29 protein-coding genes and 2 pseudogenes are annotated in these 25,567 nt (G+C 69.0%); 17 read left to right on the top strand and 14 right to left on the bottom strand.

Annotated elements, in window-relative coordinates; translation table 11 throughout:
* Positions 1-125: 125 nt before the first annotated feature.
* Positions 126-1,391, bottom strand: coding sequence for a saccharopine dehydrogenase C-terminal domain-containing protein (locus tag ACIO6U_RS05995; RefSeq protein ID WP_401715933.1), 1,266 nt, complete (start codon positions 1,389-1,391; stop codon positions 126-128).
* Between the two features lie 143 nt (positions 1,392-1,534).
* Here ACIO6U_RS05995 and ACIO6U_RS05990 point away from each other — a divergent pair, with 143 nt between their 5' ends.
* From ACIO6U_RS05990 to ACIO6U_RS05980, 3 genes are all read left to right on the top strand, one after another.
* Positions 1,535-2,242 carry a helix-turn-helix domain-containing protein gene (locus tag ACIO6U_RS05990; RefSeq protein WP_355348507.1) on the top strand — a complete coding sequence of 236 codons (708 nt, stop codon included), beginning with the start codon at positions 1,535-1,537 and terminating at the stop codon, positions 2,240-2,242.
* Between the two features lie 319 nt (positions 2,243-2,561).
* Positions 2,562-2,909 (top strand): ATP-binding protein, encoded by a 348-nt coding sequence (locus ACIO6U_RS05985; protein WP_355348510.1) that lies wholly within the window; start codon positions 2,562-2,564, stop codon positions 2,907-2,909.
* 94 nt (positions 2,910-3,003) lie between these two features.
* On the top strand, positions 3,004-3,909 hold the full coding sequence (locus ACIO6U_RS05980) for a hypothetical protein (RefSeq protein WP_401715928.1): 906 nt from the start codon (positions 3,004-3,006) through the stop codon (positions 3,907-3,909).
* Between the two features lie 270 nt (positions 3,910-4,179).
* Here ACIO6U_RS05980 and ACIO6U_RS05975 read toward each other — a convergent pair whose 3' ends face one another.
* A complete protein-coding gene (locus tag ACIO6U_RS05975) occupies positions 4,180-5,088 on the bottom strand; it encodes a LysR family transcriptional regulator (protein WP_401715925.1) in 909 nt (302 codons plus the stop codon).
* A gap of 88 nt (positions 5,089-5,176) precedes the next feature.
* Here ACIO6U_RS05975 and ACIO6U_RS05970 point away from each other — a divergent pair, with 88 nt between their 5' ends.
* Positions 5,177-5,557 carry a DoxX family protein gene (locus ACIO6U_RS05970; protein WP_391050059.1) on the top strand — a complete coding sequence of 127 codons (381 nt, stop codon included), beginning with the start codon at positions 5,177-5,179 and terminating at the stop codon, positions 5,555-5,557.
* Between the two features lie 95 nt (positions 5,558-5,652).
* Here ACIO6U_RS05970 and ACIO6U_RS05965 read toward each other — a convergent pair whose 3' ends face one another.
* Together ACIO6U_RS05965 and ACIO6U_RS05960 are read right to left on the bottom strand one after the other, a co-directional pair.
* Positions 5,653-6,288 carry an NAD(P)-dependent oxidoreductase gene (locus ACIO6U_RS05965; RefSeq protein ID WP_401715922.1) on the bottom strand — a complete coding sequence of 212 codons (636 nt, stop codon included), beginning with the start codon at positions 6,286-6,288 and terminating at the stop codon, positions 5,653-5,655.
* 86 nt (positions 6,289-6,374) lie between these two features.
* Positions 6,375-6,629, bottom strand: a pseudogene (locus ACIO6U_RS05960) (discoidin domain-containing protein); the annotation flags it as partial.
* A 123-nt stretch (positions 6,630-6,752) separates the two neighbouring features.
* On the opposite strand from ACIO6U_RS05960, the gene ACIO6U_RS05955 reads away from it, so the two are divergent.
* Positions 6,753-7,784, top strand: a complete 1,032-nt coding sequence (locus ACIO6U_RS05955) for an SDR family oxidoreductase (RefSeq protein ID WP_401717108.1) — start codon at positions 6,753-6,755, stop codon at positions 7,782-7,784.
* On the opposite strand, the gene ACIO6U_RS05950 is transcribed toward ACIO6U_RS05955, so the two are convergent.
* Together ACIO6U_RS05950 and ACIO6U_RS05945 are read right to left on the bottom strand one after the other, a co-directional pair.
* Positions 7,775-8,803, bottom strand: coding sequence for a helix-turn-helix transcriptional regulator (locus ACIO6U_RS05950; protein WP_401715919.1), 1,029 nt, complete (start codon positions 8,801-8,803; stop codon positions 7,775-7,777). The two genes, ACIO6U_RS05955 and ACIO6U_RS05950, sit on opposite strands and share 10 nt — an antisense overlap.
* Before the next feature lie 40 nt (positions 8,804-8,843).
* Positions 8,844-9,011, bottom strand: coding sequence for a hypothetical protein (locus tag ACIO6U_RS05945; protein WP_401715917.1), 168 nt, complete (start codon positions 9,009-9,011; stop codon positions 8,844-8,846).
* 549 nt (positions 9,012-9,560) lie between these two features.
* Between ACIO6U_RS05945 and ACIO6U_RS05940 the strand changes: the two genes are divergently transcribed.
* From ACIO6U_RS05940 to ACIO6U_RS05930, 3 genes are all read left to right on the top strand, one after another.
* Positions 9,561-9,872, top strand: a complete 312-nt coding sequence (locus ACIO6U_RS05940) for a hypothetical protein (RefSeq protein WP_401715914.1) — start codon at positions 9,561-9,563, stop codon at positions 9,870-9,872.
* Between the two features lie 236 nt (positions 9,873-10,108).
* The gene (locus ACIO6U_RS05935; RefSeq protein ID WP_401715911.1) at positions 10,109-10,387 is read left to right on the top strand and encodes a hypothetical protein; all 279 of its coding nucleotides are present in this window, start codon (positions 10,109-10,111) and stop codon (positions 10,385-10,387) included.
* A gap of 66 nt (positions 10,388-10,453) precedes the next feature.
* Complete coding sequence (locus ACIO6U_RS05930; protein ID WP_401715908.1) at positions 10,454-11,221, top strand: IS5 family transposase; 768 nt, start codon at positions 10,454-10,456, stop codon at positions 11,219-11,221.
* Between the two features lie 10 nt (positions 11,222-11,231).
* Here the strand turns inward: ACIO6U_RS05930 and ACIO6U_RS05925 are convergent, their stop codons facing one another.
* The gene (locus tag ACIO6U_RS05925; protein ID WP_401312316.1) at positions 11,232-11,399 is read right to left on the bottom strand and encodes a hypothetical protein; all 168 of its coding nucleotides are present in this window, start codon (positions 11,397-11,399) and stop codon (positions 11,232-11,234) included.
* Between the two features lie 377 nt (positions 11,400-11,776).
* Between ACIO6U_RS05925 and ACIO6U_RS05920 the strand changes: the two are divergent.
* Positions 11,777-11,965, top strand: a pseudogene (locus ACIO6U_RS05920) (IS701 family transposase); the annotation flags it as partial.
* A gap of 535 nt (positions 11,966-12,500) precedes the next feature.
* Here the strand turns inward: ACIO6U_RS05920 and ACIO6U_RS05915 are convergent.
* Positions 12,501-15,749, bottom strand: coding sequence for an RHS repeat domain-containing protein (locus ACIO6U_RS05915; RefSeq protein ID WP_401715905.1), 3,249 nt, complete (start codon positions 15,747-15,749; stop codon positions 12,501-12,503).
* 648 nt (positions 15,750-16,397) lie between these two features.
* On the opposite strand from ACIO6U_RS05915, the gene ACIO6U_RS05910 reads away from it, so the two are divergent.
* Together ACIO6U_RS05910 and ACIO6U_RS05905 are read left to right on the top strand one after the other, a co-directional pair.
* Positions 16,398-16,610: a hypothetical protein gene (locus tag ACIO6U_RS05910; RefSeq protein ID WP_391053013.1), complete on the top strand. Its 213-nt coding sequence runs from the start codon at positions 16,398-16,400 to the stop codon at positions 16,608-16,610.
* Positions 16,611-16,715: 105 nt separating this feature from the next.
* Entirely contained in the window at positions 16,716-17,024 is a 309-nt protein-coding gene (locus ACIO6U_RS05905; RefSeq protein WP_401715902.1) for a hypothetical protein, read from the top strand.
* 214 nt (positions 17,025-17,238) lie between these two features.
* Here ACIO6U_RS05905 and ACIO6U_RS05900 read toward each other — a convergent pair whose 3' ends face one another.
* From ACIO6U_RS05900 to ACIO6U_RS05885, 4 genes are all read right to left on the bottom strand, one after another.
* Entirely contained in the window at positions 17,239-17,670 is a 432-nt protein-coding gene (locus tag ACIO6U_RS05900; protein ID WP_355343423.1) for a hypothetical protein, read from the bottom strand.
* Positions 17,671-17,921: 251 nt separating this feature from the next.
* A complete protein-coding gene (locus ACIO6U_RS05895; protein ID WP_401312305.1) occupies positions 17,922-18,326 on the bottom strand; it encodes a DUF6262 family protein in 405 nt (134 codons plus the stop codon).
* Complete coding sequence (locus ACIO6U_RS05890; RefSeq protein ID WP_401312302.1) at positions 18,323-19,432, bottom strand: tyrosine-type recombinase/integrase; 1,110 nt, start codon at positions 19,430-19,432, stop codon at positions 18,323-18,325. Before ACIO6U_RS05890 ends, ACIO6U_RS05895 begins: the two co-directional genes overlap by 4 nt.
* A gap of 13 nt (positions 19,433-19,445) precedes the next feature.
* Entirely contained in the window at positions 19,446-20,090 is a 645-nt protein-coding gene (locus ACIO6U_RS05885) for a site-specific integrase (protein WP_401312299.1), read from the bottom strand.
* Positions 20,091-20,170: 80 nt separating this feature from the next.
* Here ACIO6U_RS05885 and ACIO6U_RS05880 point away from each other — a divergent pair, with 80 nt between their 5' ends.
* Together ACIO6U_RS05880 and ACIO6U_RS05875 are read left to right on the top strand one after the other, a co-directional pair.
* Positions 20,171-20,482: an HNH endonuclease family protein gene (locus tag ACIO6U_RS05880; protein WP_401312296.1), complete on the top strand. Its 312-nt coding sequence runs from the start codon at positions 20,171-20,173 to the stop codon at positions 20,480-20,482.
* 117 nt (positions 20,483-20,599) lie between these two features.
* Positions 20,600-20,878, top strand: coding sequence for a hypothetical protein (locus ACIO6U_RS05875; protein ID WP_401715897.1), 279 nt, complete (start codon positions 20,600-20,602; stop codon positions 20,876-20,878).
* A 5-nt stretch (positions 20,879-20,883) separates the two neighbouring features.
* Here ACIO6U_RS05875 and ACIO6U_RS05870 read toward each other — a convergent pair whose 3' ends face one another.
* Positions 20,884-21,027, bottom strand: a complete 144-nt coding sequence (locus ACIO6U_RS05870) for a DUF6233 domain-containing protein (protein ID WP_401717105.1) — start codon at positions 21,025-21,027, stop codon at positions 20,884-20,886.
* Between the two features lie 158 nt (positions 21,028-21,185).
* Positions 21,186-21,656 (bottom strand): hypothetical protein, encoded by a 471-nt coding sequence (locus tag ACIO6U_RS05865; protein WP_391052957.1) that lies wholly within the window; start codon positions 21,654-21,656, stop codon positions 21,186-21,188.
* Positions 21,657-22,848: 1,192 nt separating this feature from the next.
* On the opposite strand from ACIO6U_RS05865, the gene ACIO6U_RS05860 reads away from it, so the two are divergent.
* The 4 genes from ACIO6U_RS05860 to ACIO6U_RS05845 all read left to right on the top strand — a co-directional run.
* A complete protein-coding gene (locus ACIO6U_RS05860; RefSeq protein ID WP_391052960.1) occupies positions 22,849-23,859 on the top strand; it encodes a DUF6192 family protein in 1,011 nt (336 codons plus the stop codon).
* 3 nt (positions 23,860-23,862) lie between these two features.
* Positions 23,863-24,291, top strand: coding sequence for a RacP protein (locus ACIO6U_RS05855; protein WP_401715894.1), 429 nt, complete (start codon positions 23,863-23,865; stop codon positions 24,289-24,291).
* Between the two features lie 65 nt (positions 24,292-24,356).
* Positions 24,357-25,211, top strand: coding sequence for an IS5 family transposase (locus ACIO6U_RS05850; RefSeq protein ID WP_401715891.1), 855 nt, complete (start codon positions 24,357-24,359; stop codon positions 25,209-25,211).
* A gap of 132 nt (positions 25,212-25,343) precedes the next feature.
* On the top strand, positions 25,344-25,567 hold a 224-nt coding region (locus tag ACIO6U_RS05845), incomplete at its 3' end, for a DUF2199 domain-containing protein (protein WP_391052969.1).

Below are 25,567 nucleotides of genomic sequence, written 5' to 3'. Positions count from 1 at the left end.
CCGGAAGACCGACCCCGTCGTACTCATTCACCCTGTGATGCCACGCCTGCCCCTGTCCTCCCTGGCTACACAGGCGCCCCAGGTCCGGGGGCACCCCGGGGCATCCGCCCCGACGGCCGCGGGCGCTACGCGTTCGGCGCCTGGGCCGCGTCCCGATCCTGCGCGTTCCCGGCCTGTTCGCGCATCGCCCACGGGGACCCGTACGCGACGAGCAGGTCGAGGAAGGGCCGCGCGTCGAACGCCTCGGGGCCGAGGACACCGCTGCCGCTCCAGGTGCCGTCGGCCAGGAGTTCGAGGGCGATCACCGGATTGATCGCCGTCTGCCAGACGACGGCCTGGGAACCGTACTCCCGCATCGACCACTGGTTGTCGACCACGTGGTAGAGGTAGACCTCGCGCGGGCGGCCGTCCTTGGTGCCCTTCACCCAGGTGCCCGCGCAGGTCTTGCCGTGCATCCGGTCGCCGAGCGCGGCCGGGTCCGGCAGCACGGCGGCGACGACGTCCCTGGGGGAGACCCGGGCCGGACCCCGGTCGGTGGCGACGGTGACCGGGTCCGTACGGTCCAGGCCCAGGTCGTGGAGGGTCTGGAGCTTGTCGATGAAGTCCTGGCCGAGACCGTACTTGAACGTCACCCGGCGGGCGTCGACCCAGCGCGGGATCAGCAGCACCTCCTCGTGCTCGACGTTCACGCACTCCACCGGGCCGATGCCCTCGGGGAAGTCGAAGATCTCGGGCTGGCTGAACGGCGCCGTGGTGTACCAGCCGCGGTCCTTCTCCCACACCACCGGCGGGTTCAGACACTCCTCGATGGTGGTCCAGATGCTGAACGACGGCGCGAAGTCGTAGCCGTCCACCGTGAGGTTCGCGCCGTCGCGCACCCCGATCTCGTCGATGCCGTCGAAGAGGTGGTCGGCGGCGTAGCGGGCGAAGACATCGGACATGCCCGGCTCCACGCCCATGCCGACCAGAGCCAGCAGCCCGTCCTCCTCCCACGCCTTCGCCTGCGCGAACTGGTCGTCGCCGAGCTTCGTGCCGCACTCCTCGTGAGGCCGCCGCGCGTGCGGCACCGACAGCGACATCGCCATGTCCATATACGTCGCCCCGGCCCGGTGCGCGGCCTGGAACAACGGCATGACGAAACGCGGGTCGGTCGCGTTGAGCAGCACGTCGCACCGCCGCTCCCGCAGCAGATCCTCCACGGAGAGCTGGTCGGAGGCGTCGATCCTGGCCGTGCTGAACCGGTCCGCCGCCTCGCCCAGTGCCGCGACGGCCGCCTCGGCCCGGCCCGGGTCGTAGTCGGCGACGACCATGTGCTCGAAGAAACCGCGTCGGGCGGCGATCCGGGTGATGGCGCTTCCGACGCCTCCGGCTCCGATGAGCAGTACGCGCATGGCGGGGTTCCTTCCGCTGGTCGAGTGGGTGAGCGGGTGAGCGGTGCGGCCGGGGCCCTCGCACGGGGGGGTGCTCGCGCCGTGGAGTGATGGAACCGCCGACGACGCCGTAAGGTCAATGCCGTTGGCGTAAGCTCCCGCCCGTGGCCAAGAAGGTGGTGGACGGAGCCGCGCGGCAACGACGTCGGCCGACGCGGCAGGGCGAGGTGCTCAGCCACGAACTGATCGTGGAGACCGCCCTGCGCATGCTGGCGGAACACGGCGCGCAGGGGCTGACCGCGCGGCGGCTCGGCCTGGCACTCGGCGCCGACCCCAGCTCCCTCTACCGCTACTTCCGCGGCATGGACGCCCTCGTCCTGGCCATCGCCGACGAACTGATGGGCCGGGCCCTGGCGGGCTGGACGCCGACCGGCCAGTGGCGGCGCGATCTGCGCGACCTGGGCCTGCGGATCCACCGCGCGTATCTCGCCCACCCGCAGGCGGCGGTGCTGACCGCCAGCCGGGTCAGCGGGGGGAAGCGCGAACTGGCCGCGGACGAGGCCATCCTGGGCATCCTGCACCGCGCCGGATTCACCGGCCCCGGCCTCGTACGCGTCTACCACGTCTTCATCGACGGCTGCCTGGCCTTCGCCGCCCTGGACGCGGCCTCGCTGGCGCTGCCCGCCGCCGCCCGCGCGGCCGACGAGGAGATCTGGCAGGACACGTACGCGGCCCTGTCGCCCCGCACCCACCCGCACATCGCCGCGACCGCGCCCCTGCTCGCCGCCCGGATGACCCGCAGCGCCTATCCCGACGCCCTGGACATGCTCATCGCGCAGGCCGCCCGCGAACTGCCCCCGGCCACGCGCTGACCGACCCGGCGTCCTTCCCCGGATCCGGTCCCTTACCCCTGTATCGAAAGAACGCGGTAGACCGGTCCGAGCCGGGCAAGCGACCTGAGGAAGCAAACCGCCGGACAATCTGGTTCAGGAGCGTCACATGTACATAGGTATCGGAACCATCGTTCTCATCGTCGTCGTCGTACTCGTCGTCATGATGCTGCGGCGCGGCTGACCTCAGGTCGCACGCGCCGCGGGATCTCCTCCAGAGGTGATTCACGTGAGCGATCCGTCCGATGGCGGGGCACCGGCGGCAACGCCGGTGGCCCACGCCGTGACTGTTTCCCGGCCCATGAGCGCGGCGGAAGCACGCGTCGCCGCCTCGGAGTTCGCGGACACCCTCAACCCTCCGCTGGCCGTACGGACCCTGCAGAATCTGACCCTCGTGGTCTCGGAACTGGCCGCCAACGCCCTCCGGCACGCCGGAGCGGTACGCGAACTGCGTCTGAGCGCCGCCGCGAACACCCTTCGCGTGGCGATCGACGACCCCAGCGACACCCCGCCGCAAGGCCGCGCGCCCGACTGGAACGGCGCCAGAGGCGGCTTCGGCTGGATGATGATCCAACGGCTGGCCCATTCACTGGCGGTGACCCGCCGCCCCGGAGGCGGCAAGACCGTCCTGGTCACGCTTGCCCGATAGGGCCGCCGCGGCCTCGCGCCCGCACCCCGCCCGCCCGTGACCCGACCGGCATCCCGGTGGGGTTCGGGCGTGGCCCGCGGGGCAGACGGGCGGCATGGAGACCGCTGACCAGCCCGTACACCCCGCAGGACGACGGACCGCCCGGCCGGGCGTCCTCATCGCCGTACTGGTGATCGCCCTCGCCGTGACCGCCGCTCTGGTCCTCACCGGACACGGCCGCGACCACGGCGGAGCCGGAGCCGGCGGCCCGGCGGACAAGGGCGCGCCCGGCGCGGGAAGCGCTGACCAAGGAAGTGCCGACCAGGGAAGCGCCGGATTCGGCAGCACCGATCCCGACGCCACGGCCCGTCTGCACGCCGACGCCGCCGACCTGTTGGTCCTCGAAGGAGTCTCGGGTCGCGTGCGGATCACCGCCGACGCGAGCGCCCACACGGTCTCGGGCACGTATCACCGCCCCGACGGCGGTACGGCGCGCGTGCGCGGTGTCGTCGACGACGCGGCGGGCCTGCGCACCCTCACTCTGGTCTGCGGTACGGACACCGGTGACGACGGCGGTGACGACGACGACGGCGGCGACGTCGGGGGCGACACGGCGGGCTCGTGCGACGGCGACCTGACCCTCACCGTCCCCGAGAAGACCGGCCTGCGGCTGCGGCAGACCTCGGGCGAGACGCTGCTCGAAGGACTCGGCGGCCGACTCACCGTCAATGTCGCCTCCGACCGCCTCACCGCCCACGCGCTGCACCCCTCCCACGCTGACTTCGCGGTGACCTCCAGCAGCGCCGACCTCGGCTTCAGCGCGGCACCGGACACCCTCGCCGTGGTGACGACCTCCGCGTCGACCGCCGTACGCCTCCCGGTCCCGGCGGGCGACGCCTACGCCGTCACCACGGCCGCCACCTCCGCCGACGTCCAGGTGAAGGTCCCGAACCGGGACGGCGCCGCCCACCGGGTCACCCTGACCGTGCACTCGGGATCGCTGGCCGTCCTGCCCGCCTGACGTCAGGTCAGATCCCTGAACGGCCTTCGGCGGTACGGCCCTTAAGGCGCCGTACCGCCGTCCACGAAGCGTTCCTCAAACTCGCCTGCTGCCTCATCACGCGACGACAGGTCAACTCATTGTGTTAGCCGTTGTCAGACCATGGGTATCCCCAGCGGCCGGAAACGGAACAATGCGAGGGTGGGCTTCTCGCCGAGCGCCGCGTTCCCCGTGCCAGGGTGCCGCGGTCTCCGCGTCCGAGCGCCGTGTTCCCGCGCCTGCCCGTGGTGGTCAGGCCCCTGACGCGTCCGGCCACGGCCGGTCGGTACAGCAGCTGACGAAGTCCCGGACCACGGGATTGGCGTCGTCGGCCGGTGCCCAGGCCACGCCGACCTCGCTGTCGCTGACGCCGCTCACCGGGCGGTAGGCGATACCGGGCCTGGCGTAGAAGCGGGCGGCGGACGCGGGTGCGAGAGCGACGCCGTAACCGTTGGCGATGGCGCTGAGCCAGTCGTCGGGCAGATCCGTGACGGCGCCGATCCGTACCGGACGGCCCTCGCGCTCCCCGGCGGCCAGCCATTCCTCCCGCCACCGGCCGGTCTCCGCCGGAGCGGCCACGAACGGCTCGTCCCACAGGTCCCGGAACGCGACCGTCTCCCGCGCGGCCAGTGGATGCGCCTCGGGCAGCGCGACCCAGCGCGGCTCGGTGAACAGCGGCACCACCCGCAGCGCCTCCTGGCCCGGGAACGGCAGCCGTACCAGCGCGACATCGACGTCCCCGTCGGCGAGCCCGGCGGTCGGATTCGCCCAGGACGCCTGGCGCATCTCCACCCGCCACCGCGGACGGCGACGCGTGAACTCCGCGATGATGTGCGGAGTCGCCTCATTGGCCGCGCTGGCGAGGAAGCCGACCCGCAGCAGCCGCAGGCCCCGGCGCTCCGCGCTCCTGGTCTCCGTCAGCACGCGGTCCCAGTCCGCCAGCAGCGCGGGCGCGCGCTGCGCCAGCAGACGGCCCGCGTCCGTGGGCGTCATGCCGGTACGGGACCGGGTGAACAGCCGTACCCCGAGTTGACTCTCCAACTGCTTGATCTGCTTGGTGAGCGCGGGCTGCGACACGAAGAGCCGCTCGGCGGCGCGGGTGAGGGTCCCCTCTTCCGCGACGGCGACGAAGTAGCGCAGCAGCCGGGTATCCACGTCCATGCCCCCAGGTTATAGGTGCAGGTATTGGACGGGAAAGTTGAGTGTGACGAGGCTGGTGGTCGCGGGCGCCCGCACCTTCTTCGAGCCCATGACGTTTCCGACCCCGAGGACAAGCATCGTGTTCACCGCGTATGTGATCATCACCGTCGTCACCATCCTGGCCAACGCGGGCATCGCCGTCGCGGACCTCGCCCGCGCCGAGTTCGTCCTGGCGAACTCGGCGGAGGTGGGCGTCCCGCAGAGCTGGCACATCTGGCTGGCCTCGCTCAAGGCCGCCGGCGCCGCCGGTCTTCTCCTCGGACTCCTGGGCGTCCGGCCCGTCGGTGTCGCCGCCGCCGCGGGCCTCGTCGTCTTCTTCGTGGGCGCTGTCCTCACTCATGTGCGTGCCCGTGTGCTCTACAACATCGCGTTCCCCGGCGGCTATCTGGCCCTGGCGGTCGCGTCCCTCGCGCTCGCTGTCGCCTACTAGCGGGTCGGCGGCCCGGAATCCGTTCCTTTGCGCGGGCCCGTGCCGCGCTCACCGGCGCGCGTGCGGTCCGGCCCCCGACGTAGCTGTGGAGCGGGTCAGTCGGCGAGCTGGACAGTGGTGTGGAGGTGGGCCGGGTAGGCGGCCTCGCGGAGCATGAAGTGGGCGACGTCAGCGCGGGAGATACGGGGGATTCCGCGCAACGGGAGGCGTTCGCCGGTCCGGTAGCGGCCGGTGAGGGGTCCGCCGACGAGCATCACGGGATAGACCAGGGTCCAGTCCAGGCCGCTGGCGCGCAGGATCTCCTCTCCGGCCGCCTTGTCGGCGAACATCGGTCCGAGGGCCTTGTAGACGGCCCAGTACACCGCCGGCGCCTGGTCGGCGGTGTCGCCGACGCCGTGTGCGGACAGGTGGACGATCCGGTTGACTCCGGTGTCGCGCATGGCCCGTACGATCCGCGGGATCGCGGTGACGGTCAGGGTGGGCGAGGTCAGCCCGTGCCAGGTGGCGGGGCTGCCGAACGCGGTCAGGACCGCGTCCTGCCCTTCGACGGCGGCGCGCACCGCGTCCTGGTCCCCGGTCACTTCCCCGGTCGCGACGCGGAGCCGGGGCCGGGGTTCCGGCGGGGTGGCCCGAGGGCGGACGAAGGCGGTCATCTCGTGGCCCGCGGCCAGTCCCTGGGCGAGGAGTTGCCGCCCGGTCCTGCCGTTGGCCCCGAACACGAGGAGCTTCACGTCGGCCTCCCGGACCGGTGTGCGGGGGCGCGGTCCGCGGTGGTCCCGCGGACCGTCACCCGGCCTGTGCGCATTGTCGCCCGCGGCTACCCGGTATAGACCTCAAGACTCACCACATGGGGCGCCGCCGGGCCCTGCGCGGTGTAGGTCGCGGTCGTGCCGTTGTGGGACTTGAGCGTCGCGGTGTGGGTGGGGTCGCCGAAGGGCGTCCAGGCGGCGCCGTCGGATGAGACGTCGATCCGGTACGCGGTCGTGGCCCCGGACGCCTGGACCACTGTGCGTCTGACGCGCGTGGCCTTGCCCAGGTCGACGGTGAGCGCGGCTCCGGGCGCTGTCGCCCGGGCCGGATGCCAGGGGTGTCAGGGCTGTGGGTTTGGCGTTGTTGGACCTGTCGTCGTCGCGGTTTCTGTGACGGCTGGGAAAGGGTGACGGGGGTTGTCACCTTTGGGGTGGAGGTTGGGGGGATGGACAAGAACACGAACATTCAGGATCCCGGCCGGAACGTCTCTCCCGCCGGTTCTCCCGCCGTCTCTTCCACGGTCTCTTCCGCCGTCTCTTCCGCTGGTTCTTCCGCGGGTTCCTTGGACGGGAGGATCGCTCTGGTGGCGGGGGCCACGCGTGGTGCGGGGCGGGCGTTGGCGGTTGAGCTGGGCCGTGCGGGAGCGGTGGTGTATGTGACGGGCCGTACGACGCGCGGGCGCGTCAGCGAGGTCGGCCGGGCGACGGAGACGATCGAGGAGACGGCGGAGCTGGTGACGGCGGCGGGGGGTACGGGCGTGGCTGTTCCCACTGATCATCTGGTGGTGGAGCAGGTCCGTGCTCTTGCGGCGCGGATCGGACGTGAGCGGGGGCGGCTGGACATCCTCGTGAACGATCTGTGGGGCGGTGAGCATCTGCTGACCGGTTCGGTGTTCGGGAAGAAGAGCTGGGAGACGCCGCTGGAGGACGGTCTGCGGATTCTGGAGCTGGGAGTGCGCTCGCACGTGATCACCGCGGCGTTGGCGCTGCCGTTGCTGGTGCGGTCGGCGGAGCCTTTGCTGGTGGAGGTGACGGATGGCACGGCGGTGTCGAACCGTCGTTACCGGGAGAATCTCTTCTACGACCTGGCGAAGAACGCCCCGATCCGGATGGCGTTCGGGCTGGGTGAGGAACTGGCGGAGTTCGGGGGTACGGCGGTTGCGGTGTCGCCGGGGTTTCTGCGGTCGGAGCAGATGCTGGCGCACTTCGGCGTGTCGGAGGAGAACTGGCGTGACGCTGTCCTGACGGAGCCGGATTTCGCGGTCGCGGAGTCGCCGTACTACCTCGCGCGGGCGGTGGCGGCCCTGGCGGCTGATCCGCAGAGGTCGGCGCGGTGGAACGGCACGTCGACTTCGAGCGGGGAGTTGGCGAGGGTTTACGGTGTGCGGGACGTCGACGGCAGCCAGCCGGACGGGTGGGGGTATTTCGAGGATGTGCGGTACGGGGGGAAGGCCGGTACGGCGGACGACTACCGCTGATCCTGCGGCGGGGGGCCGTAGAGGTCGCTGAGGGCCTGCGCGTGGTCGCGGAAGCGGGCGCGCAGGCCCTGCGGGGCCAATACCTCGGCGTCGGCGCCCAGTTGGGTGAGCTGGGTGAAGGCGACGTCTTCGCTTTCGGCGGGCAGGCGGAGCGTGACGCGGCCCGCGGTGTCGGGGGTGTCGGCGCGGGCGAGTGCCTCACCGGTCGCGGCGGGGTCGGTGACGGCGGGGAGGCGGTCCAGTCCCCGGGGGGTCAGGCGGACGGTGACGGTGGTGCGCAGCAGTGCCCGGGCGAATTCCGCGGCCCTGGCCTGCCAGTGCGCGGCGAGGTCGAAGGCGGGGTCGCGGGTGAAGGGCTCGCCGGCGCCGGGGGACAGGGCGGTGATCCGGTCGGCGCGGTAGGTCCGCCACGGGTCTTCGTGTTCTGCCGGTGGGCCGGGGACGCGGCCCACGACGTACCAGACCCCGGCTTTGAGGACGAGGCCGTACGGTTCCAGGTGCCGCGTCACGGTGGCGGGCGGTGTGCCATCGCGTCCCGGCCGTGTGTAGGTGAGCTCGACCGTCCGGTCGGACCATACGGCGCGGGCGAGTTCGGGCAGCAGCGTGCAGGCCGACGGTTCGCGGAACCAGGCCGGTGCGTCGAGGTGGAAGCGGTGCGCTGAGGACTCGGCCGCCGCGCGCAGCGACGGCAGCAGGGTCGCGGACAGTTTCAGCCGTGCGGTGTCCGCGGCGTCGGACAGTCCGAGGTCCCGCAGGGCCGAGGGCAGTCCGGTGAGGTAGAGCGTCTCGGCTTCTCCGGGACCGAGCGTGGTCAGCCGGGTCCGGTACCCCGGTGCCAGCCGGTATCCGCCCGCCCGTCCCCGCTCCGACCGTACGGGGACTCCCGCCTCCTGTAGCGCCTGTACGTCCCTGATCACCGTCCGTTCGCTGACCCCCAGTTCCCGGCCGATCGCGGCGGCGGTCATACCGGGACTCGACTGGACCAGCAGGGCCATACGGATCAGCCGGGCAGCGCGCATCCCCCCATGATCCCGCACTCGCTGGCGCGGCGGTGAGGGGTCAGCCTTTGCAGCCGGGGTCGGGAAGTATGACGGGTGCGGCGTCGCGGGTGGTGACGAACGCGCGGTAGCCAGGTGCGCCCGAGACGCATTTGGTGGCGATGTTGGCGTAGTGGTCGGGGAAGTTGGTGACGTCGGCGGGCGCGTTGTCACCCTTGTGGTTCGCCACGGGTGAGTCCCCGGTCCCGCGTCTGTCGCTTGCGCACCCGGACAGAGCGGCCAGGGCGATGGCCAGCGATGCCCCCGCGATCACACATCTCGTCATACGACCTCTCACCGGCATCCTCATCATCCTCGTCTCTGCCCGCGGGGTCTCCCGCGGGTGCGGATGCCCTGAAGGACACTCCGCGCCCGGCCGTGGTTCCCTGACCCCGGCTCGCGCGGTTGGCGTGTGGGTGAGGTGTCCGGCTTGCTGTGATGGCGAGGCAGGCGGTCCCAAGGCGGTCGGCGAAGACCTCGCCGACAACGTCGACGCAGGGTGCAACGGAGGCCCGGGGAGCACGGCCAGGAGCGGTGTCCGGCCCGGATTTGAGCGAGGGCCGTTGCACCCCCACTGCGGGGTGGTACCTCAACTGTCTCCACTGCCGGTAGTACCCCTGATCCCTCCGAGGGCAAGCCCGCCAGCGGGAAGCGCACGTCGTCTCACCAGAAGAAGGCCAAGCGCGGGCCACGTAAGCACAACCACGTCGGCCAACGGTTCGCGCTGGCCGGAGAGCTGATGCGGCGTCTGCCATGGCCGCGGGCCGCCGACCAGGCCCGGATCGCGTGGGCGGTCAACGAGGTCTCCGACGCGGTCTGGAGCGCCGATGATGTCCTGGCAGCCCTGGATCTGCGCCAGGAGCCGCCCGGCGGCGTACGGCGTGCGTCCGGGTTCCTCGCCGCCGGGCCGCGCGGCATGGCTACCATGCCCGGCTGGACCACCCGCCAGCAGCGCCCCGTACAGGTCGACCACCGCAACGCCGCCGTCGACGCCCCCGAAAACCGCAGCACACAGCTTCGCAACCAGCAAGAACGCAGCGAGAGCACCTGACAGAAGCCGCGCAGCGCCGCCGCATGGCGTGACGCCGACCAGCTGCTCGAGCAGGCCCTGACACCCGAGCCCCCGCCAGCTCCGACATCGAGGGGCTGCCGGAGCTTGCGGGCCCGCAGGACACGACCGCGACAGAGATCCGGCAGACGCGCCGGGCAGCGGCCGCGGTACTGGCCTGCTCCACCGCGCCCGGCAGCTGACCGGCACCGACCCCCACCAGCACACCGCGGCCGCCGGTGAGCAGCGACGGCCGCACCGCGGTGTTCGACACCGACGGCTGCGGCAACCTCGTCAAGACCACCGACACCCGCACGACGAAGGTGGTCACATCCGGCGGCGCCAGTGTCACCTACACCTTCGACGGTGACGGCAACCAGCGCTCCCGCGTTGACGCCACCGGCACCACCACGTACGCGATGGACAAGCTCAACCGCGAGCCCCTGCGAACCCTGACCGACGGCTCCACCACACTGAGCCTTTTCCAACCTGCCGGTGGGCGCGTGGAGTTGGGGTGACGACGTGGCGAAGCCCCTGGTAGATGGGCTTTCGACCAAGAAATCCGTCTCCACCAGAGGCTTCGTGTGCTTGTCTACCCGTCGGGCGTCGACGTGTCCAGTTCTGCCCTGCGCTTCCTGTCCGCCGAGCTCCGTCAGCGCCGCCGGGAGCTCGGCACCCGCTGGCGGCGCCTGAGTGCCGGCCGCCAGGCCCTGCTCACTCTCGTCCATCTCCGCAACGGCCATCCGTATGCCCAGCTCGCGGCCGGGTTCGAAATCGGGACCACGACGGCATACCGCTACGTCACCGAGGCCGTGGACCTCCTGGCCGCCCTCGCACCCACCCTGGCCGATGCCGTGCGCGCCGCGTCGACGAAGGCGTTCATCCTCCTGGACGGCACGCTCCTGCCCATCGACCGCATCGCCGCGGACCGGCCCTTCTACTCCGGGAAGCACAACAAACACGGCATGAACGTGCAGGTCCTCACCGATCCGTCCGGCCGACTGCTGTGGGCCTCACCGGCCCTGCCCGGCACCGTCCACGACATCCGAGCAGCCCGCGAACACGGCATCATCGACGCCCTCGCCCAGGCCGACATCCCCTGCCGGGCCGACAAGGGCTACCGCGGCGCCGGCGGAACCGTCCGCATCCCGTACCGGGGACGATGGGAGACCCTCTCTGCCGGTCAGCAGGCGGTGAACCGGTCCCACGCGAAAATCCGCGCCCTCGTCGAGCAGGCCATGGCGACCCTCAAGAACTGGCGACTCCTGCGCAAACTCCGGTGCTCCACCGCCCGGATCACCAGCCTCATCCAAGCCGTCCTCACCCTGCATCTGACCAGCTCAAACCCATGATGGAAAAGGCTCACTCACGCCGCGGACCGCGCAGCATGAGATAGGTCAGCGTTCCGGCGGCTGCGAGCGTAACGATTCCCACGCAGATGAATGCCACTCCGCCTGTGCCCTCCTCGTTGCTTCCCTGGATGATAAGGGATACGGCAGCAATGAACGTGATGATGATGAAGATCACCATTCGCCGCGCCATATTCGGACCCGATTTTCCCATTCGGCGCTCTTTCGGCGTGGTGGGTGACATTGCTATCGAAACCGCCGACGCACCAGGGGCTGCTCTGGAATCCGCGGTCGGAGTAAAGCTACTCTTTTTCGAGTCCTCGAATAATCAGAAAATGCATCACAAGGGCACAAGCAAGAGCGACGATCCCTGCTGCTAGGATTACGGCATTTCCGTTTACCCCCTGAGTGATGCCAGCGATTCCCAGTGCTGCGCAAACAATTACGAATATTACCAGCGTTCGTGTTGCGGCTTTGCTCATTTTTCCCGTTTTCTATTATTGGCGAGAAAGCCAGTACGGAGTCCCCGGACGGTTGGCCAGATCACCTGCTGGGTGCGCCTTCCTCGCCGTCGTCCGCGCGGACGACGGCGACCGCCACCCCGCACCCGACACCCGCACCCCGCTCACCTGCAACGAACAACCCGTCTACGGCACGGACCACCGGCTCGGCTGGTCCGACTGGCGACGTCACCACCAGGCCCGCTCCCAGACCAGCCGCTACCGACGACAAGCAACTCAGACTTGAAGATCACGAACTACGACTGGAGTATTAACCCCGATGTTGCGAGACCAGCCTCGTACCCGAGTTGCAGTGTCGCGCTACTTTTTATTTTTGAACCTGAAGATGAAGAATATTGCGCCTGCTACGACGGCGCACACGCAGGTAATTGCGATATCCGTTCCGGTGCTACTGGGCAGGCTCGTCCCTCCGGCGGCGAATTTTATTGTCGTCATTGTGACTCCTGCCGCTTGTATTGGATTCCATGCTTACTCGTGTCGGGCCCATCGGGGGCCATTTTGCTTTTGCCTTCGGTATCGGACGAATCCGATACCTAGGAGTGGGGCGATCAATACAGGGAGTGTGCCGCCCCAGGCCGAAGCCGCGCTTTTTCCGCTGGCGGTCATTATGAATCCAACGATCACGTAGAAGCCTAAGAAAGCCGTAGCGAGGTACAGTCAGCCGTGAGCGGAGTTTTTCTCGATTTTATCGGAAATGAATATCACCTCTCGAAGGGGGCTGGGGGGCGCTCCTGGAGAGAGCGCTCCCCCAGCGATCTAATTCACGACAGAGCTACCTGCACTGAATATGATGCGGCCACACCGAACGCATAGCAGCCTACGGTGGAAAGTCCGGCGGATTCAGGGGCTGTTGCTGCCTCACATACGGCACCGGCCACCACTCCGGCGCTGATGCTGGCGAACCCAGACGCCGCTCCTGAAATGTCTCCGCTCAGCAGGCTAGTGCCTGCCTGCAGCCAGTCATGAGCGTCGAGCCCTTTTGCGAGGCCACTAGTCACCGACGACAGTCCGAATTGCCCTGTGGGATCGGTGTTGTTGATGGGGTCGTCGCCTGCGTAGGCGTAGCGGTTGCCCTGGGCGGGGTCGGCGAGGAAAGAGTGTGCGTCTTGGGTGGTGAAGCGGCCGGTGGTGGGGTTGTACCAGCGCTGGCCGTATTTGATCCAGCCGGTGGTGCGGTCGTAGGTGCCGCCGACGTAGCGGTAGGGGTTCTGGGCTGCGGCGGAGCCGGTGGCGGTGGTGGTCTGGTAGGCGCCGTAGGGGTCGTACTGGTAGACGGTGGAGGTGACCGTGGACTGGTTGATGAATTCCACGGGGGATCCGAAGCCGTCGGTGATGTAGTACGCCTCGGTGCCGGTGGTGGTGCGCAGGACCAGGGGCTGGCCGGTGGTGGGGTCGTGGTCGATGTAGGCGGTGCCGGCGTCGAGTGTGACCTGTTCGATGACGGGCTGGCCGTTGCCGTCGGGGCGGCCGTAGACGTAGTCGATGTTGTCGCCGGTGTCGGTGGTCTGGTGGGTCAGTTCGGTCTGGCTGGTGCCGGCGTAGGTGTAGGTGCCGGTTCCGGCCGGTGTGGTGGCGGCGGTCATCTGGCCGGCGCCGTTGTAGGTGACTGAGGACAGGGACGGGGTTTTCGTGAGGTTCCCGGCGGCGTCGTAGGTGTAGCCGCTGGTGGTGATCTGGTTGGCGGCGTTGTGGGCGAGGGCGGTTGTCCCGGTGGCGGTGGTGCGGTTGCCGCGTGCGTCGTAGCCGTAGCTGTACGTGGTCCCACCTCCCGAAGTCGCCACTGACGTCAGCCGGTTGCCCGGGTCGTATCCGTAGGTCGTCGTTTTCCCCGTTACATTGTCCTTAGACCACTGGAGAAGGCTGCGGTCGTCGGCGGTGGCGCTGGAGCAGGTGGTGCCGGGTGTGCCGCCTGCGGCGCGGCAGTAGGTGACGTCGAACTGGCGGGTGGGCGAGGTGGCGGGGCCCTGGTCGGCCCAGACTCGGGAGGGGCGGCCGGAGGCGTCGAAGCCCTGGTGGACGTGAGCCTTGTAGAGGGTGTGGTTGGCGTCGGTGCCGTACCAGGTGTCGGTGCGGCGGCCGTGGTCGTCGTAGGCGAAGCGGATCTTGGTGGAGGCCGGCGCTGCGGTGATGAGCTGGGTGAGGAGGTTTGCGTCGTCGTAGGTGTACGTGGCGGTGCCGCGGGCGTCGGTGACAGTAGTCAGGTTGCCTGATTTGTCGTATCCGTAGGTGAGGGTGCCGCCGCCGGAGGTGGCGGTGCGGGTGGCCAGGTGCCCGAGGTCGTCATAGGCGTAGGTGGTGGTGATGGTCCGGCCGTCCTTGGCCGTGGCGAGCCTGCCGTAGCTGTCGTACGTATAGCTCTGGGCGCCGAGGGATCCGCCGGTCACCGGGGTGACGGAGGTGGTCTGGTGGGTGGCGGAGTCGTAGCCGTAGGTGGTGCTGTCGCTGTTGCCCGGGTCGGTGGAGGTGGCGACGGTGCCGTCGCTGTTGTAAGTGACCTTGGCGTTGGCGGCGTTGGCGTCAGTGGTCTGGTCGCGCTGCCCGGCACCGGAGTAGTGGTAGGAGCTGCTGTTCGACTGCGCGTCGGTGGACGCCGAGGGCAGGTACTTCGTCCCGGCAGCGGTGTTGTCGTAGAGCGCGGACTGCGACGAACCCGTGGGGGAAGTCGTCTTGGTCAGCGACTCGCCGCCGTTGGCGTTGTACTCGTTCGACGAGGTCGAGGCCTCGCTGCCGGACCCGATGGTGCTGGTGGAGGTGTCGAAGTTCGCGGTGTACGTCTTCGACCGGACGTTGCCGTCCGCGTCGGTCGCCTTCAGCACGTGTGCTGTGTCGTCGGTGGTCAGGTCGTAGGTGGTGTGCGGCACCGAGGCGACCGGCTGGGCCTGGTTGGTGTCGGGCGCGTCCAGCAGGGTCTGCGTCGCCGAGGGGTAGGACAGCCGGGTCACCGAGTCGCCGGGCGCACCGGCGGCGGTGTTGTGCTGGGAGACCGAGGCCACTCCGCGGCCGCCGTACGCGAACTCCGTGATGCCGCCGCCGGGGTTGGTGATCGACGTCAGCTTGTGCGCGGTGTAGCCGAAGGACGTGGTGCGGTTGAGGGTGTCCTTGACCGAGGCCAGGTCGCCGCTGCTGTTGACGGTGTAGGTGACGGTGCGGACCGAGCCGTCCGAGGCGGTCTGCTTCAGCGTCGTCACATGACCCGACGCATTGGCGTACACACCGGTCCGCTGCGTGGTGGTGCCCCGCGTCGCCACAATCGAGCCAGGCAGTGCGCCGGAGTAGCCGAGCGTGGTGGCGTTGCCGTTGCGGTCGGTGATCTTCGTGAGTTTGCCGGAGGAGTCGAACGTCTGCTTGGTCTGGCTGGAGTGGTCGGTCAGCGTGTAGGTGCCGTCGCTGTTCTTGACCAAGTCCGCCTTGAACCCGCCCGGCGCGGTGAAGCCGGTGCCGGTGGACACGAACAGGCCCGTCACACCGGCCCGGCCGCGGTAGGTCACCGATCCTTCCTCATGCACCGTCAGCGAGACGTCGTACGGGGTGAGCAGCCACCCGTACCCCGCCGGAGCCGACGTCGAGGTGAACCCGGATCCCACCGACTCGCTGTTGTACGACGCGCCTAGACCGACATCGGCGTTGATCCCGGGCAGCGTCAGATCGCTGGTGGACACCAGTACATTCCCCGAGCCCACGTCGACCTGCGCCGAGACATGGTCGCCGGCGGAGAACGACAGCCGCGTCGCACCCGGCCGTGCACCCGCGCTCAGCATCGGCGAGACATGCGTGTCCTGAAGCGTCGTCAACGCCGAGCAGGTGCCACTCTGGCACGCCTGCACCTGCCAGTCGAACTCCGTACCGATCGGCATCGACACCGGCAGCGTCAGCCGGGCCACCGAGCCCGACGCCACCGTCACCGTACCGCCGTTGACCAGATCCCACGCCCCGCCGGCGGCATACGTCCCCGCGAAGAACTTCGCCGTGACCTGCCCGCCCGACGGGCTCGACACCTTCGCAGTCAACACCGGCTTCACACTGTCCACCAGCGCCACCGCCTGCGTCGGAACATCCGGCGCGGCAGCCACTGCCGGCGCCCCCGACGCGATGACCACCCCCGTGGTCACCACACCAACAACCGCTCCCCAGCGGCCGAACACACATCTACGCACCCGCAGCCCACCCCCGTCAGAATCAGCGCTCCGCCGTCCGGCGGCACGCCTGAGACATCCTGAGGCAGGCCACGTACGGAACGTTGCCGTCCGGCAACTGATTGCGGAGCGTGATGGGGGTGGCGTTCGGTCATCTCGGGAACATTCCGGCGGTCTGCCAGTGATCCACGGGGCAACAGGGATCCTGCCGATGGAGTCCCGGCCCGCGGGAGTCATTGACCGGGGATTGAGCCGGGCAACGAGGAGGCGAGACCTTCCTCATGACATGACCCGCGTCATCCGGGGAGGAGCCCGCAGCCATCGGGGCGCCCCCACGCGGGCATCGAGTCCTCACCGCAGCCGGGCCGACATCGCGGGGCGGCCGAAAGATCCGTGTTATGGCCGGTACCGTCCCGCCGGCCACGGGCCAGTGGCCGGGCGCGCAGGTGCGGCTGCGGGTCAGCGCCACGGCGTGGGCGGGCCTGGACCGCGGGCACGGGATCCTGCGCGGGCGCCGGGCCCCGGGTGACTGCCGCCGGGACCGGCATCCACCCGGGCCGCGCCGTCGAGGTGTGGCTGCCCGGACCGGACGGACGCGCCGTCCAGGAGTTCGACAGCGAGGTGTTCGACCTCTTGGACGGCGGCCTGCTCAGGACCGGACACCCCGCCACCACGCCGCGCCGCGGTCGACACCTGGACGGCCGGACCGGGGGTGCATCGGCGGTCACCGCGGTCTGACTTTCCGGCGCCTGACGGATCGAAGGGGGCGGCTCCTGGTTGGCGACGTGCCCGGCAGGGGTGACGGTGCCCGGTGCGGGACGGGTTGTCCGGTACGAAGCGGTCATGATCCTTTCTTCGATGCGGCGTACGGTCTTCGCCTCCGGTGCCGCTCTGGCCGTCCTGACCCTGCCGCTCGCGGGCCCGGCTGCCGCGGCTTCCGTGCCCACATCCGGCACGGCGGGGGAGACGGTTTCCCTTCCGGCGAGCCAGGCGCTGGCGGCGCTTCCGGTCCGGGCGGAGGACCGCACCGGGTACGAGCGCAGCAAGTTCCGGCACTGGATCGACGCCGACGGCGACGGGTGCTCGACCCGGCAGGAGGTGCTGAAACGGGACGCGCTCACAGCCCCGGTCCAGGGCCGCGCTGCGCGCTGACCGGCGGCACCTGGCTCAGCCCGTACGACGACATGTACATCGACGACGCGAGCAAGCTCGACATCGACCACCTGGTATCTGCACCTACGGCGAGCTGAGAACGCGATGTCCCAGGTACAGCTGTCGACGGCATGGCGCCCACAGAACTCGCCGCAGGCACGCGCCTTTCCGCTCCTCCTGACACTGGAGCTGTGAGCGCTGACGCCCAGGTTGGCTACCAGTGCTCAGTAATGGTGCCGTCAGCGTTGATCTCCTCGCGTACCGTCGCGGCGTGCCGCTTCCAGACCGGCATCTCCGCTTCCGCAGTCGCACGAAGCCAGTCTGTGAAAGAGGCATGGCTGCGGAAGGGAACGTCGCCGTTCATGCCCTCGGAGTAGGACCAGACCTCGGGGTCTGGCCCGGTGCCGCGCATGAACTCGAACTGGTAACCCTGATGCATGGTGAAGACGCGGTCAGTTGGTTCGAAGTGGAAGGGGGAGTCGTTCTCCTCGAGCAGCTCGCGGGCCGCCTCTCCCAGTCCAAGAACGCGGGAGTAGTAGACGTCTTCCCCACGCATGAATCGACCTGCGCCACCGCCGATCAGCGAGAGGAACTCTCGGTAGGCATCTGCCATCGGAACCTGCTGGTCACGCTCGACCGCCAGCACGGCCTCTGCCGGCAGGCCCCGGATCTGCTCGGGGCGGGCCGTGGTCCCATCGGTGATGGCGTGGACGACAGCGCGAACCCGCTGCGCCGCTGTAAGCCTTCCAGGTTCGTCCCACGCGGTCGGCCATCGCTCCGTCGGAGAAGGTACGGCTGAGCTCTCTTCCCGGCGTCGCTTCCACCACATCTGGCACCTCATGCCCTTTGACGACTCGGTCACAGGCTGTCTACCAGAGCGCGAGGTGCCTGGGTCCGTCAGGCCTCGTAGTGGGCCAGGCGCCTGCGCAGGTCCAGATTCTCACCTTGGGCCACCTCCAAAGCCTTGCGAAGCCGGTCAACCTCTGCCCGATGATCCTGCTGTTGGCGTGTGAGGCGCGCGCTCAGCGCCCGCACCGCAGCTGAGGTTGACCGATCTTCCAAGGGTTCTGTTGGCCTCGTCAGAGTCTGCCCGGCCTTGTCGCGGTGCCGTTCGATCTGGGCGCGTAGGTCCGGGCTTCGATACAGGAAGTCGGTGCTCACCTCGGCCTCCCGGGCCACGGCGGTGAAGCTGATGGGCCTTCCCGCCTTGGCCAGCTGGGCGAGGGCGGCGCGGGCCCGCTTCTCGGTTTCCTCGGTCCGGGCACGGATGGCTTGGCGGAGATGTTCGGGCAGCGGTGTCATGCGGTCGGCTCCTGCGGTGGGGTGGTGGCCGGCAGTTCGGGGCGGTCGGCCGCACCGGCTCCGCGTACCGCCCGCAGTTGCCCGTCCTCGTGGACGCTGACCTGGTCCAGGGCGACGAGAACCTTGGTCAGTGCGCGGGTCTCGGACAGGCGACCGGCGAGCCAGATGTTGTCCTCACCCATCGGCTCGCCGTGGCGAACGGTGAACTGGGTCTGACGCCGGGTGATCAGCGCCTCCGACTGTTGAAGCTGGTGTTGGAGTTCCTCGCGATGGCTGGCATCGGTGACGAACTTGTCGCAGCTCAGGCAGGCGTTTCCCTTCGAACAGACTTGCCGGGGCGGCAACATGCACCAGCCGTTCGGCAGAACCCGGTCAGCGCGCTGGTCCAGGTGCAGGAGGTCGTAGAGGTCGCTCGGATCGACCTCGGCGGTCCGGCCGTCGGCCGTCACCTTCTTGTAGCGCAAGAACTCGCGCTCGGCCGTCACCGCCAGGGTCTTGGCGTAGTGCATGGTCATGGTCGGAGTGATGTGGCCCAGGTAGCGCATGACGACGTGGATCGGCACCCCGGCGTTGATCAGGTCGGTCGCCCGGGTGTGCCGGGAGGTGTGGGTCTTGGACACCTTGACGGGGCGGCCGACACTGTCGGTGATGGCCAGCTCCTCGGTCAGCACGCCAAGTCGACTGTGGAACGTCGCCGAAGCGTAGGGCCTCTTCCCGAGCCGGTTGTTCTTGGTCTGCAGGAAGAGATACGGCGGGTCCGTTCCCTCTGGGGCGCCCTGCGCGGCGATGAACTCGCGGGCCCACTTCTGCTGGAGACGGCCCCGGTACAGGTTGCAGAAAATGTAGGCATCATCCCAATCGTCGAGTTCGACGTCGGCGCCGGCCTCGCACAGCGCCCACACCCAGTCCCCGTACAGCCGGTCCAGGGATGAGCCGACGAAGACGCGTCGGTAGCCGCTCTTGGCCCGCAGACCGTGCGGATGGTCCTCGCGGTGCACCACTTCGACCTGGGCGGTGGTACCCGTGCCGGTCTTCCAGTCCCGGTGCCGCAGCCCCAACGCCTCGCCCAGCCGCAGACCGGTCTCCTCCAGCAGCGTCCACAGCAACCGGTACCGCAACTCACCCGACCAGGCACCGACAAACCGGATCCCACAACGCCTCCGACTCGCGCAGTGACGCCATCTGCCCTGGCAGAAGAACAGGGACGGGCTTCACCCGGACCCGGACCTTCACGACACTCGAATGCCGGCCCTGCTTGCGGGCCACATGCTCCAGGAACGGCAGATAGTTGCCCGGCCTGGCATGTACCGTCTCGTACAGACGGCCCGCGACCTCGACCCCACGTGCGGCCTGGTAGCGGTAGAAGCCCAGCACCGCCCGGACCCGACTCGCCACCGTCGCATCGGCCGCCCTCTCCGCGGCGCGCAGCGGGACGACGGCCTCCGCGACCCCACCGCGACGCAACTGCCCTACGAACGTGCCGAGTTCGGTCACGCCGACCGTGTCCCATCCCTGCGAGCGCTGCTCCAGGAACGACCACCACAGCGCCAGGCCCCGGGCATAACTCCTGATCGTGTTCGGTGACCGGTCCGTCCCCCGCAGGTACTCCAGATACTGCTCAGCCGGCTCCGCGACCCGGAAGTCACCCGCGACCACCGTCCACGTCGGCCCGGCCCCGGTCGCCACCCGTTGGGTGCTCGCCACCACATCCCCCTGCCTGTCATCACTGTCAGCGGCAAATAGCCGCTGCACCGGATAACGCAACGCTCACAGAAAGGAAACCGGGCAATCGCCCTCTGTCACGGATGTCAGCGGCAGGCACGTGAGGGGGCGGATAACACCTGGTGCCGCTCGCCGAAGCCTGGGACAGCGGTGCCTCGGCCTGGACGCCCAAGGAACGACAGGACTACGCGAACGACTTGGGGGACCCGCGGGATCTGGTCGCGGTCTCCGCGAAATCCAATCGGTCCAAGGCCGACAGGGACCCGTCGCAGTGGCTGCCGCCGGCCGCCGGTTACCGCTGCACCTACGTCACCGACTGGATCGCCGACAAGACCCGGTGGGGCCTGGACATCGACACCGCCGAACAGGAAGCGCTCGCCCGCACCCTCGCCGACTGCCCTGACACTGTCATCACCGTGACCACAGCCCGGTGACCGCCGGTCTCTGGCCGCTGCCCTGCTTGAGGATTCGGCGGCTGGTCCTCCGGGCGGCGTAGCAGGCCGTGCCCTCCCGGTTCGGCGGTCGTTGGCCCGGCCATGAAAAAGATGATCATGCGCGGGGCGCTGACGGCCGCGGCGGTGGCTTTGGCCGCCACGGCCGGTGCCACTCCCGCCTTCGCGGACAACGACAGCAACTTCGGCAGCGGCGTGAACGCCGCGAACAACTGGAACTTCACCGCCGCCGCGGTGTGCCTCCAGGAAGTCGCGGTCGTCCCGGTGCTGGGCGACTACGTCAGCGACCACGCCAACAACTGCTCGAACGGCAACGTCATCGACCACACCGCGCGAGCCGTGGAAGAAGAGGTGACCAACGACCTGACCGGCCACTGACCGCGTCACCCCGGGACCGGCCGCGACGCCGCCCTGCGCAGCGGCCGGCCGGGCCGGCACATCTGGCAGGGCGCCGCATTGTCGCGCTCGAGGGCAGCGCGGGCCTGCTCGGTGGTGGCGGACCGGGTGAGGCGTGCACCGCGTGGCAGTCACCGCGGTGCAACCGCCGGGACCGGCCAGAGCAGGAGCAGGAACGGATGCTGTATCCGTACGGGTCGGCCGGTACATCGCCCGCACCGCGGGCGATGTACCGGCCGATGTCCTCCGTGCGTTTGTGGTCAGTCCGCGCTGGGGGCCCCTTTGCCGGTCACCCTGCTGACGGCAGGGGAGGATCGTCGGCTGTGGGCAGCGGCTGGCCTTCCTGGGGGAGGACGAGCTGGACGTCCAGGATGATCCTGGCTGACTGGATCAGCCGCTCCCACATGATGGCACTGCGCGCCGTCAGACCGGTCGACAGCAGTTGGAGCCACTTCACGACATCAGCGGACTGTCCCAGGTCCGCGGGGAGCACACCGAACAGTCCCACCGCGTCGGCCTCGCGCAGAGCGTCCAGGGCGGTCTGTGCCGGGTGCGGTACGGGCTCTTCAGCGGCTTCCGCGGTGTGGTGGCTGTTAAAGAGCCCGATGGCGATGACGGTCTTCACCCGCTGCAGGAAGACGGCGTGTTCGATGTCCCAGGTGCTGCTGGCGCTCTCGATCCAGTTGCGGAGTTCGCCATCGCGCAGGCGTTCGCGCACGATCTCGGCGGCTTCCTGTTCACACTGGGTGAAGGTGACCATCTCGTCCCGCCCTTGGTCCTATGGGCCTGCCTGGTCTAGAGGCAGGGGATGTTCTTCGTCGTCCCGTTGGCGTCGGTGCTGGTAGCGCCCCCGCTCGACTCCACGAAGGAGCCGATGGTATGTACACGGTAGGAGTAGTTCGTCGGTTGTATCTTGCAGTTCGTGACCGTGGATGGCGCCGACCTCAGGGGAGGCGGACACGCGGTGGTCTCCCCCTGGTTCCCAGCCGCCACCCAACCGGGAGTCAGGTAGATCGTAAGTGTTACGTGACTCGTGCATGCGACCGGTGAGCCGACGCAGGAGGTCCAACCGCCGGTGCCGACGATGGTCGAGCCGCTGTAGTTCACCGGGTTCGCGAACAAGTAACACTCTGTGGCATTAACCGTCGCCTTCCGATGCTCGTGCACCGTGTAGGTACCGGGCGGTGCCGGATCGGCGACAGCGGTTGCGGTCCCCAGCGACAGCACCCCCGCCATTGCTCCCGTGACCGTCAGTCCCACTCGGAAGAATTTGGACATAGTTCCCCCTCCGGATCAGTTCGAACACTTGAACGAGGGCGATTTTATGAGTTCACCGGCCCCGCAGGCCACAGCTCTTTGAGTCATTCAACTGCCCGATACAAGCCCGCCAGAGCTTGAGGGAGGCCGGTGTATGCAGGTGAGTGCCTGTTTTCGATCCTGGGTTTTGAGTAGCTTTGTGCCCTAGGCTTGTTGGGTGTCCGAGGACGCCGGGCAGGCTGTGGAGCGGGTGTGTGAGGGGTGTGGGGTTCGGCTGCGATCGGACGCTCCGCCTCGGACGAGGTTCTGCTCAACGTCGTGTCGTTCCAGGCAATGGCGTCGCGACCTGCGGTTGCGCAAGCGGGTGGCTGCGGAACTGGGTGGTGCCGGCCGGGCTGTGTGTCCCGAGTGCGGAGCCGCTTGGGTCGTGGGGGTGGACCGCCGTTCGAATGCGGTCTACTGCTCGCGGCGGTGCGTCACGAGGGCCTGGCGGGCCCGGAAGGAATCGTTCGGCGAACGGTCACAGTGACCGCAACGCGAACGCATCCGGGCCGCATGTTCGGTCGGAACCCGGTCATTTACGGTCATTAGTTGTGATCTTCGTATTTCCGTTCTGACGCTCGATCGGAGAAGCGGGCCGGGTCATGCCACGGCCGCGGGGCCGTGCCCCGGCCCCGCGGTGGGTGGTGAAGGCCATGCCCGAAGAGATCAACGACGCCGACAAGGTCGGCAGCGTCAGCGCGACACGGTATGCGGAGATCGTCGCTGACTTGCGGAAACAACTGGAGACAGCCGGTCGCATCCAATTCGCGGTCGGTGACTGCGCGCTCGAAGTCGAGCCGATGCGCGAGTTCGGCGGCCAGGAGCGAAGCGATTCACTGTTCACGGTCAAGGACTCGCTGTTCCGCCTGTCCGAGGACATCGGGCTGTCCTACGCGACGGTGGACAAGGCCCGGTGGACGGCGTCGAGGTGGCCGAAGGACCGCCGGGTGTCAGGGGTGTCCTTCACCGTCCACCAGATCCTGGCGTCCATCGCCGACGACGAGGAACGATTCGCCACCATCCTCACCCCGCCCGAGGGCAAATCCCGCTGGACGCCGGACCAGGCCAACCGCAGGGTCGGCCGACAGGTCGTCAAACCCGTAACTCCGCAGGAGAAGGTCAGCGCGATCCACACTCTGGCCACCGACGAGGAGGTCGCCGCGACCGTCACCAGCGACCTGCTGCGCCGCCCGACGGTGGTCGCGCAGGTCAAGCAGGAGGACAAGGTCCGGGTCGTGGAAGAGCTGACCCGCGACGACCACGTCGCCGCGAAGGTCACCACCGGCCTGCTGCGGCGCCCGGATGTCGCGTTCCGCGCGATGTCGGACGACACCGCCCGCCACCAGGTCAACCACGCCCAGGTCGAGCGGGGCCGCCAGGCCCGCGAGCACTTCGAGGACACCAGCCCAATCGCCCCGGCGGTGAAGAACATGGACCGGACAGTGGAGTTCCTGGACCTGGTCACCGCCTGCCACGCGTTCGTCGCCGCAGCCGGCCGGGTCGTCCCCGGAATGCGCGACCGGCAGCTCGGCGACGACGAACGCGTCATCATGCACGAGAACGTCGCCCGCGTGAGGGCGACGCTGGACTGGATCGAGACCGCGGTCGACACCGGCAAGGTCGACGTCGACGGCGAGCTGGCCAAGCTCCTGCAGGGTGAATAACCGATGCCCCGTGCCTCCGCGCGCAGGCCGCCGGCGGCCCAGCGGCACGCCGACACCGTCCGGTTCGTGCTCTTCGAAGCACGGCCGGCCGGTCTGACCTTTCCCCAGTTGGTCAGATCCAGCGAGCTGTCACCCAGCCAGACCCGATCCGGCCTGGCCTGTCTGCGCGACATCATCACCGAACGCGGCTGGCCACCGCTGATCTGGACCCTCAAGGACGGCTACAAGTTCTGCGCCGACCCCTCCGAGCTCCAGGCATACGAGGTCGCGGTCATCCGCGGCAAGCTCACCGAGATCCGCCGGTTCATCACCGGCACCGTCGCCCCGCACGCCGTCCTCCAGCCCAAGGGCCGGTGGATCAAGCACCTGAACACCCAGCTCAACTCGGTGGAGTCCACGCTCGACGTTATCGCCGACTTCACCGACGCATGACCGGCCCGGACCGCAGTCTGCCTGGGGGCACGGCGGTCCGGACCCCTGACCTGGAGGAGGGATCGTTGCCGCGGCCACGCTGCTACCCCTCCGACACCTGGGACGACGAGTGGGCGCTGATCGAACCGCTGCTGCCTACGCCGGCCTGGGAGACCGCGACCGGCGGGCGCCCGGAGAAGCACCCGCGCCGGGAGATCGTGGACGCGATCCGCTACGTCGTCGACACCGGATGCAAGTGGCGGGCCCTGCCCAAGGACTTCCCTCCCTGGCGGACCTGCTACGGCTTCATGGCCCGCTGGGCCGCCGCCGGCGTCATCGGCCAGATCCGTGACGAGCTCCGCAAGCGGATCCGCCGCGAGATGGGCAAGGCACCGGGGGCGGTGGCCACCGTCATCGACTCCCAGTCGATCAAGGCCGCCGAAACCGTCGGCAAGGACTCCCGCGGCTACGACGGCGGCAAGAAGGTCAACGGCCGCAAGCGGCACCTGGTCGTGGACACTAAGGGCCTGCCCCTGTTCGTCATGGTCACCCCGGCCGACATGACCGACCGCAACGCAGCGAAGGAAGTCCTGTTCCGGCTGCGGCTGATGCACCCCGAGATCACCATCGTCTGGGCCGACTCCGCCTACGCCGGACAACTCGTGACCTGGGCCAAGACCTACCTCAACCTGACGATCAAGACCGCCAGCCGCCCGAAGAACACCCCCGGCTTCGTCGTCCTGCCCCGCCGCTGGGTAGTCGAACGCTCCCACGCCTGGGTCATGCACGCCCGCCGGCACGCACGCGACTACGAACGCCTCATTCAGCACTCCGAGTCGTTGATCACCTGGGCCGCGATCACCCTGATGACCAGGCGCATCACCCGCCGAAGCTCCCGCAGGAGCGGACAGCCCGCCTCCCGCGAAGCCCACCGAGACTGATCACTGCGGCACTGACGGTCAGCAGACCCACCAAGAGGCCACCGGGCCCTCTAGCAGGTCCAATTGTCGCACCGGCACGCCGACTCCATAGGCGGCTCTGGCCGGACGGGCCAGATCACTAGGCTTCCTGCCATGGCCAACGATCTCGGATTCACCTGCTCGTGCTGCGGCGAGCACCACTTGGAGCTGCCGATGAACTACACGGCGCCCGCCCCCTACGTCTGGGATCCGACCTTCGCCGACGCCCCCGACTGCCTGCTCTCCCCGGACCAGTGCGTCATCAAAGCACAGCACTACTTCGTCAAGGGCATGATCGACATACCGGTCACCGACAGCGACGATGTGTTCTCCTGGGG

This window comes from Streptomyces sp. NPDC087422, from assembly GCF_044744145.1.
Taxonomy (GTDB): domain Bacteria; phylum Actinomycetota; class Actinomycetes; order Streptomycetales; family Streptomycetaceae; genus Actinacidiphila.
The sequence above is the reverse complement of the archived record's forward strand: the minus strand, read 5'-3'. Positions and strand labels throughout refer to the sequence as shown.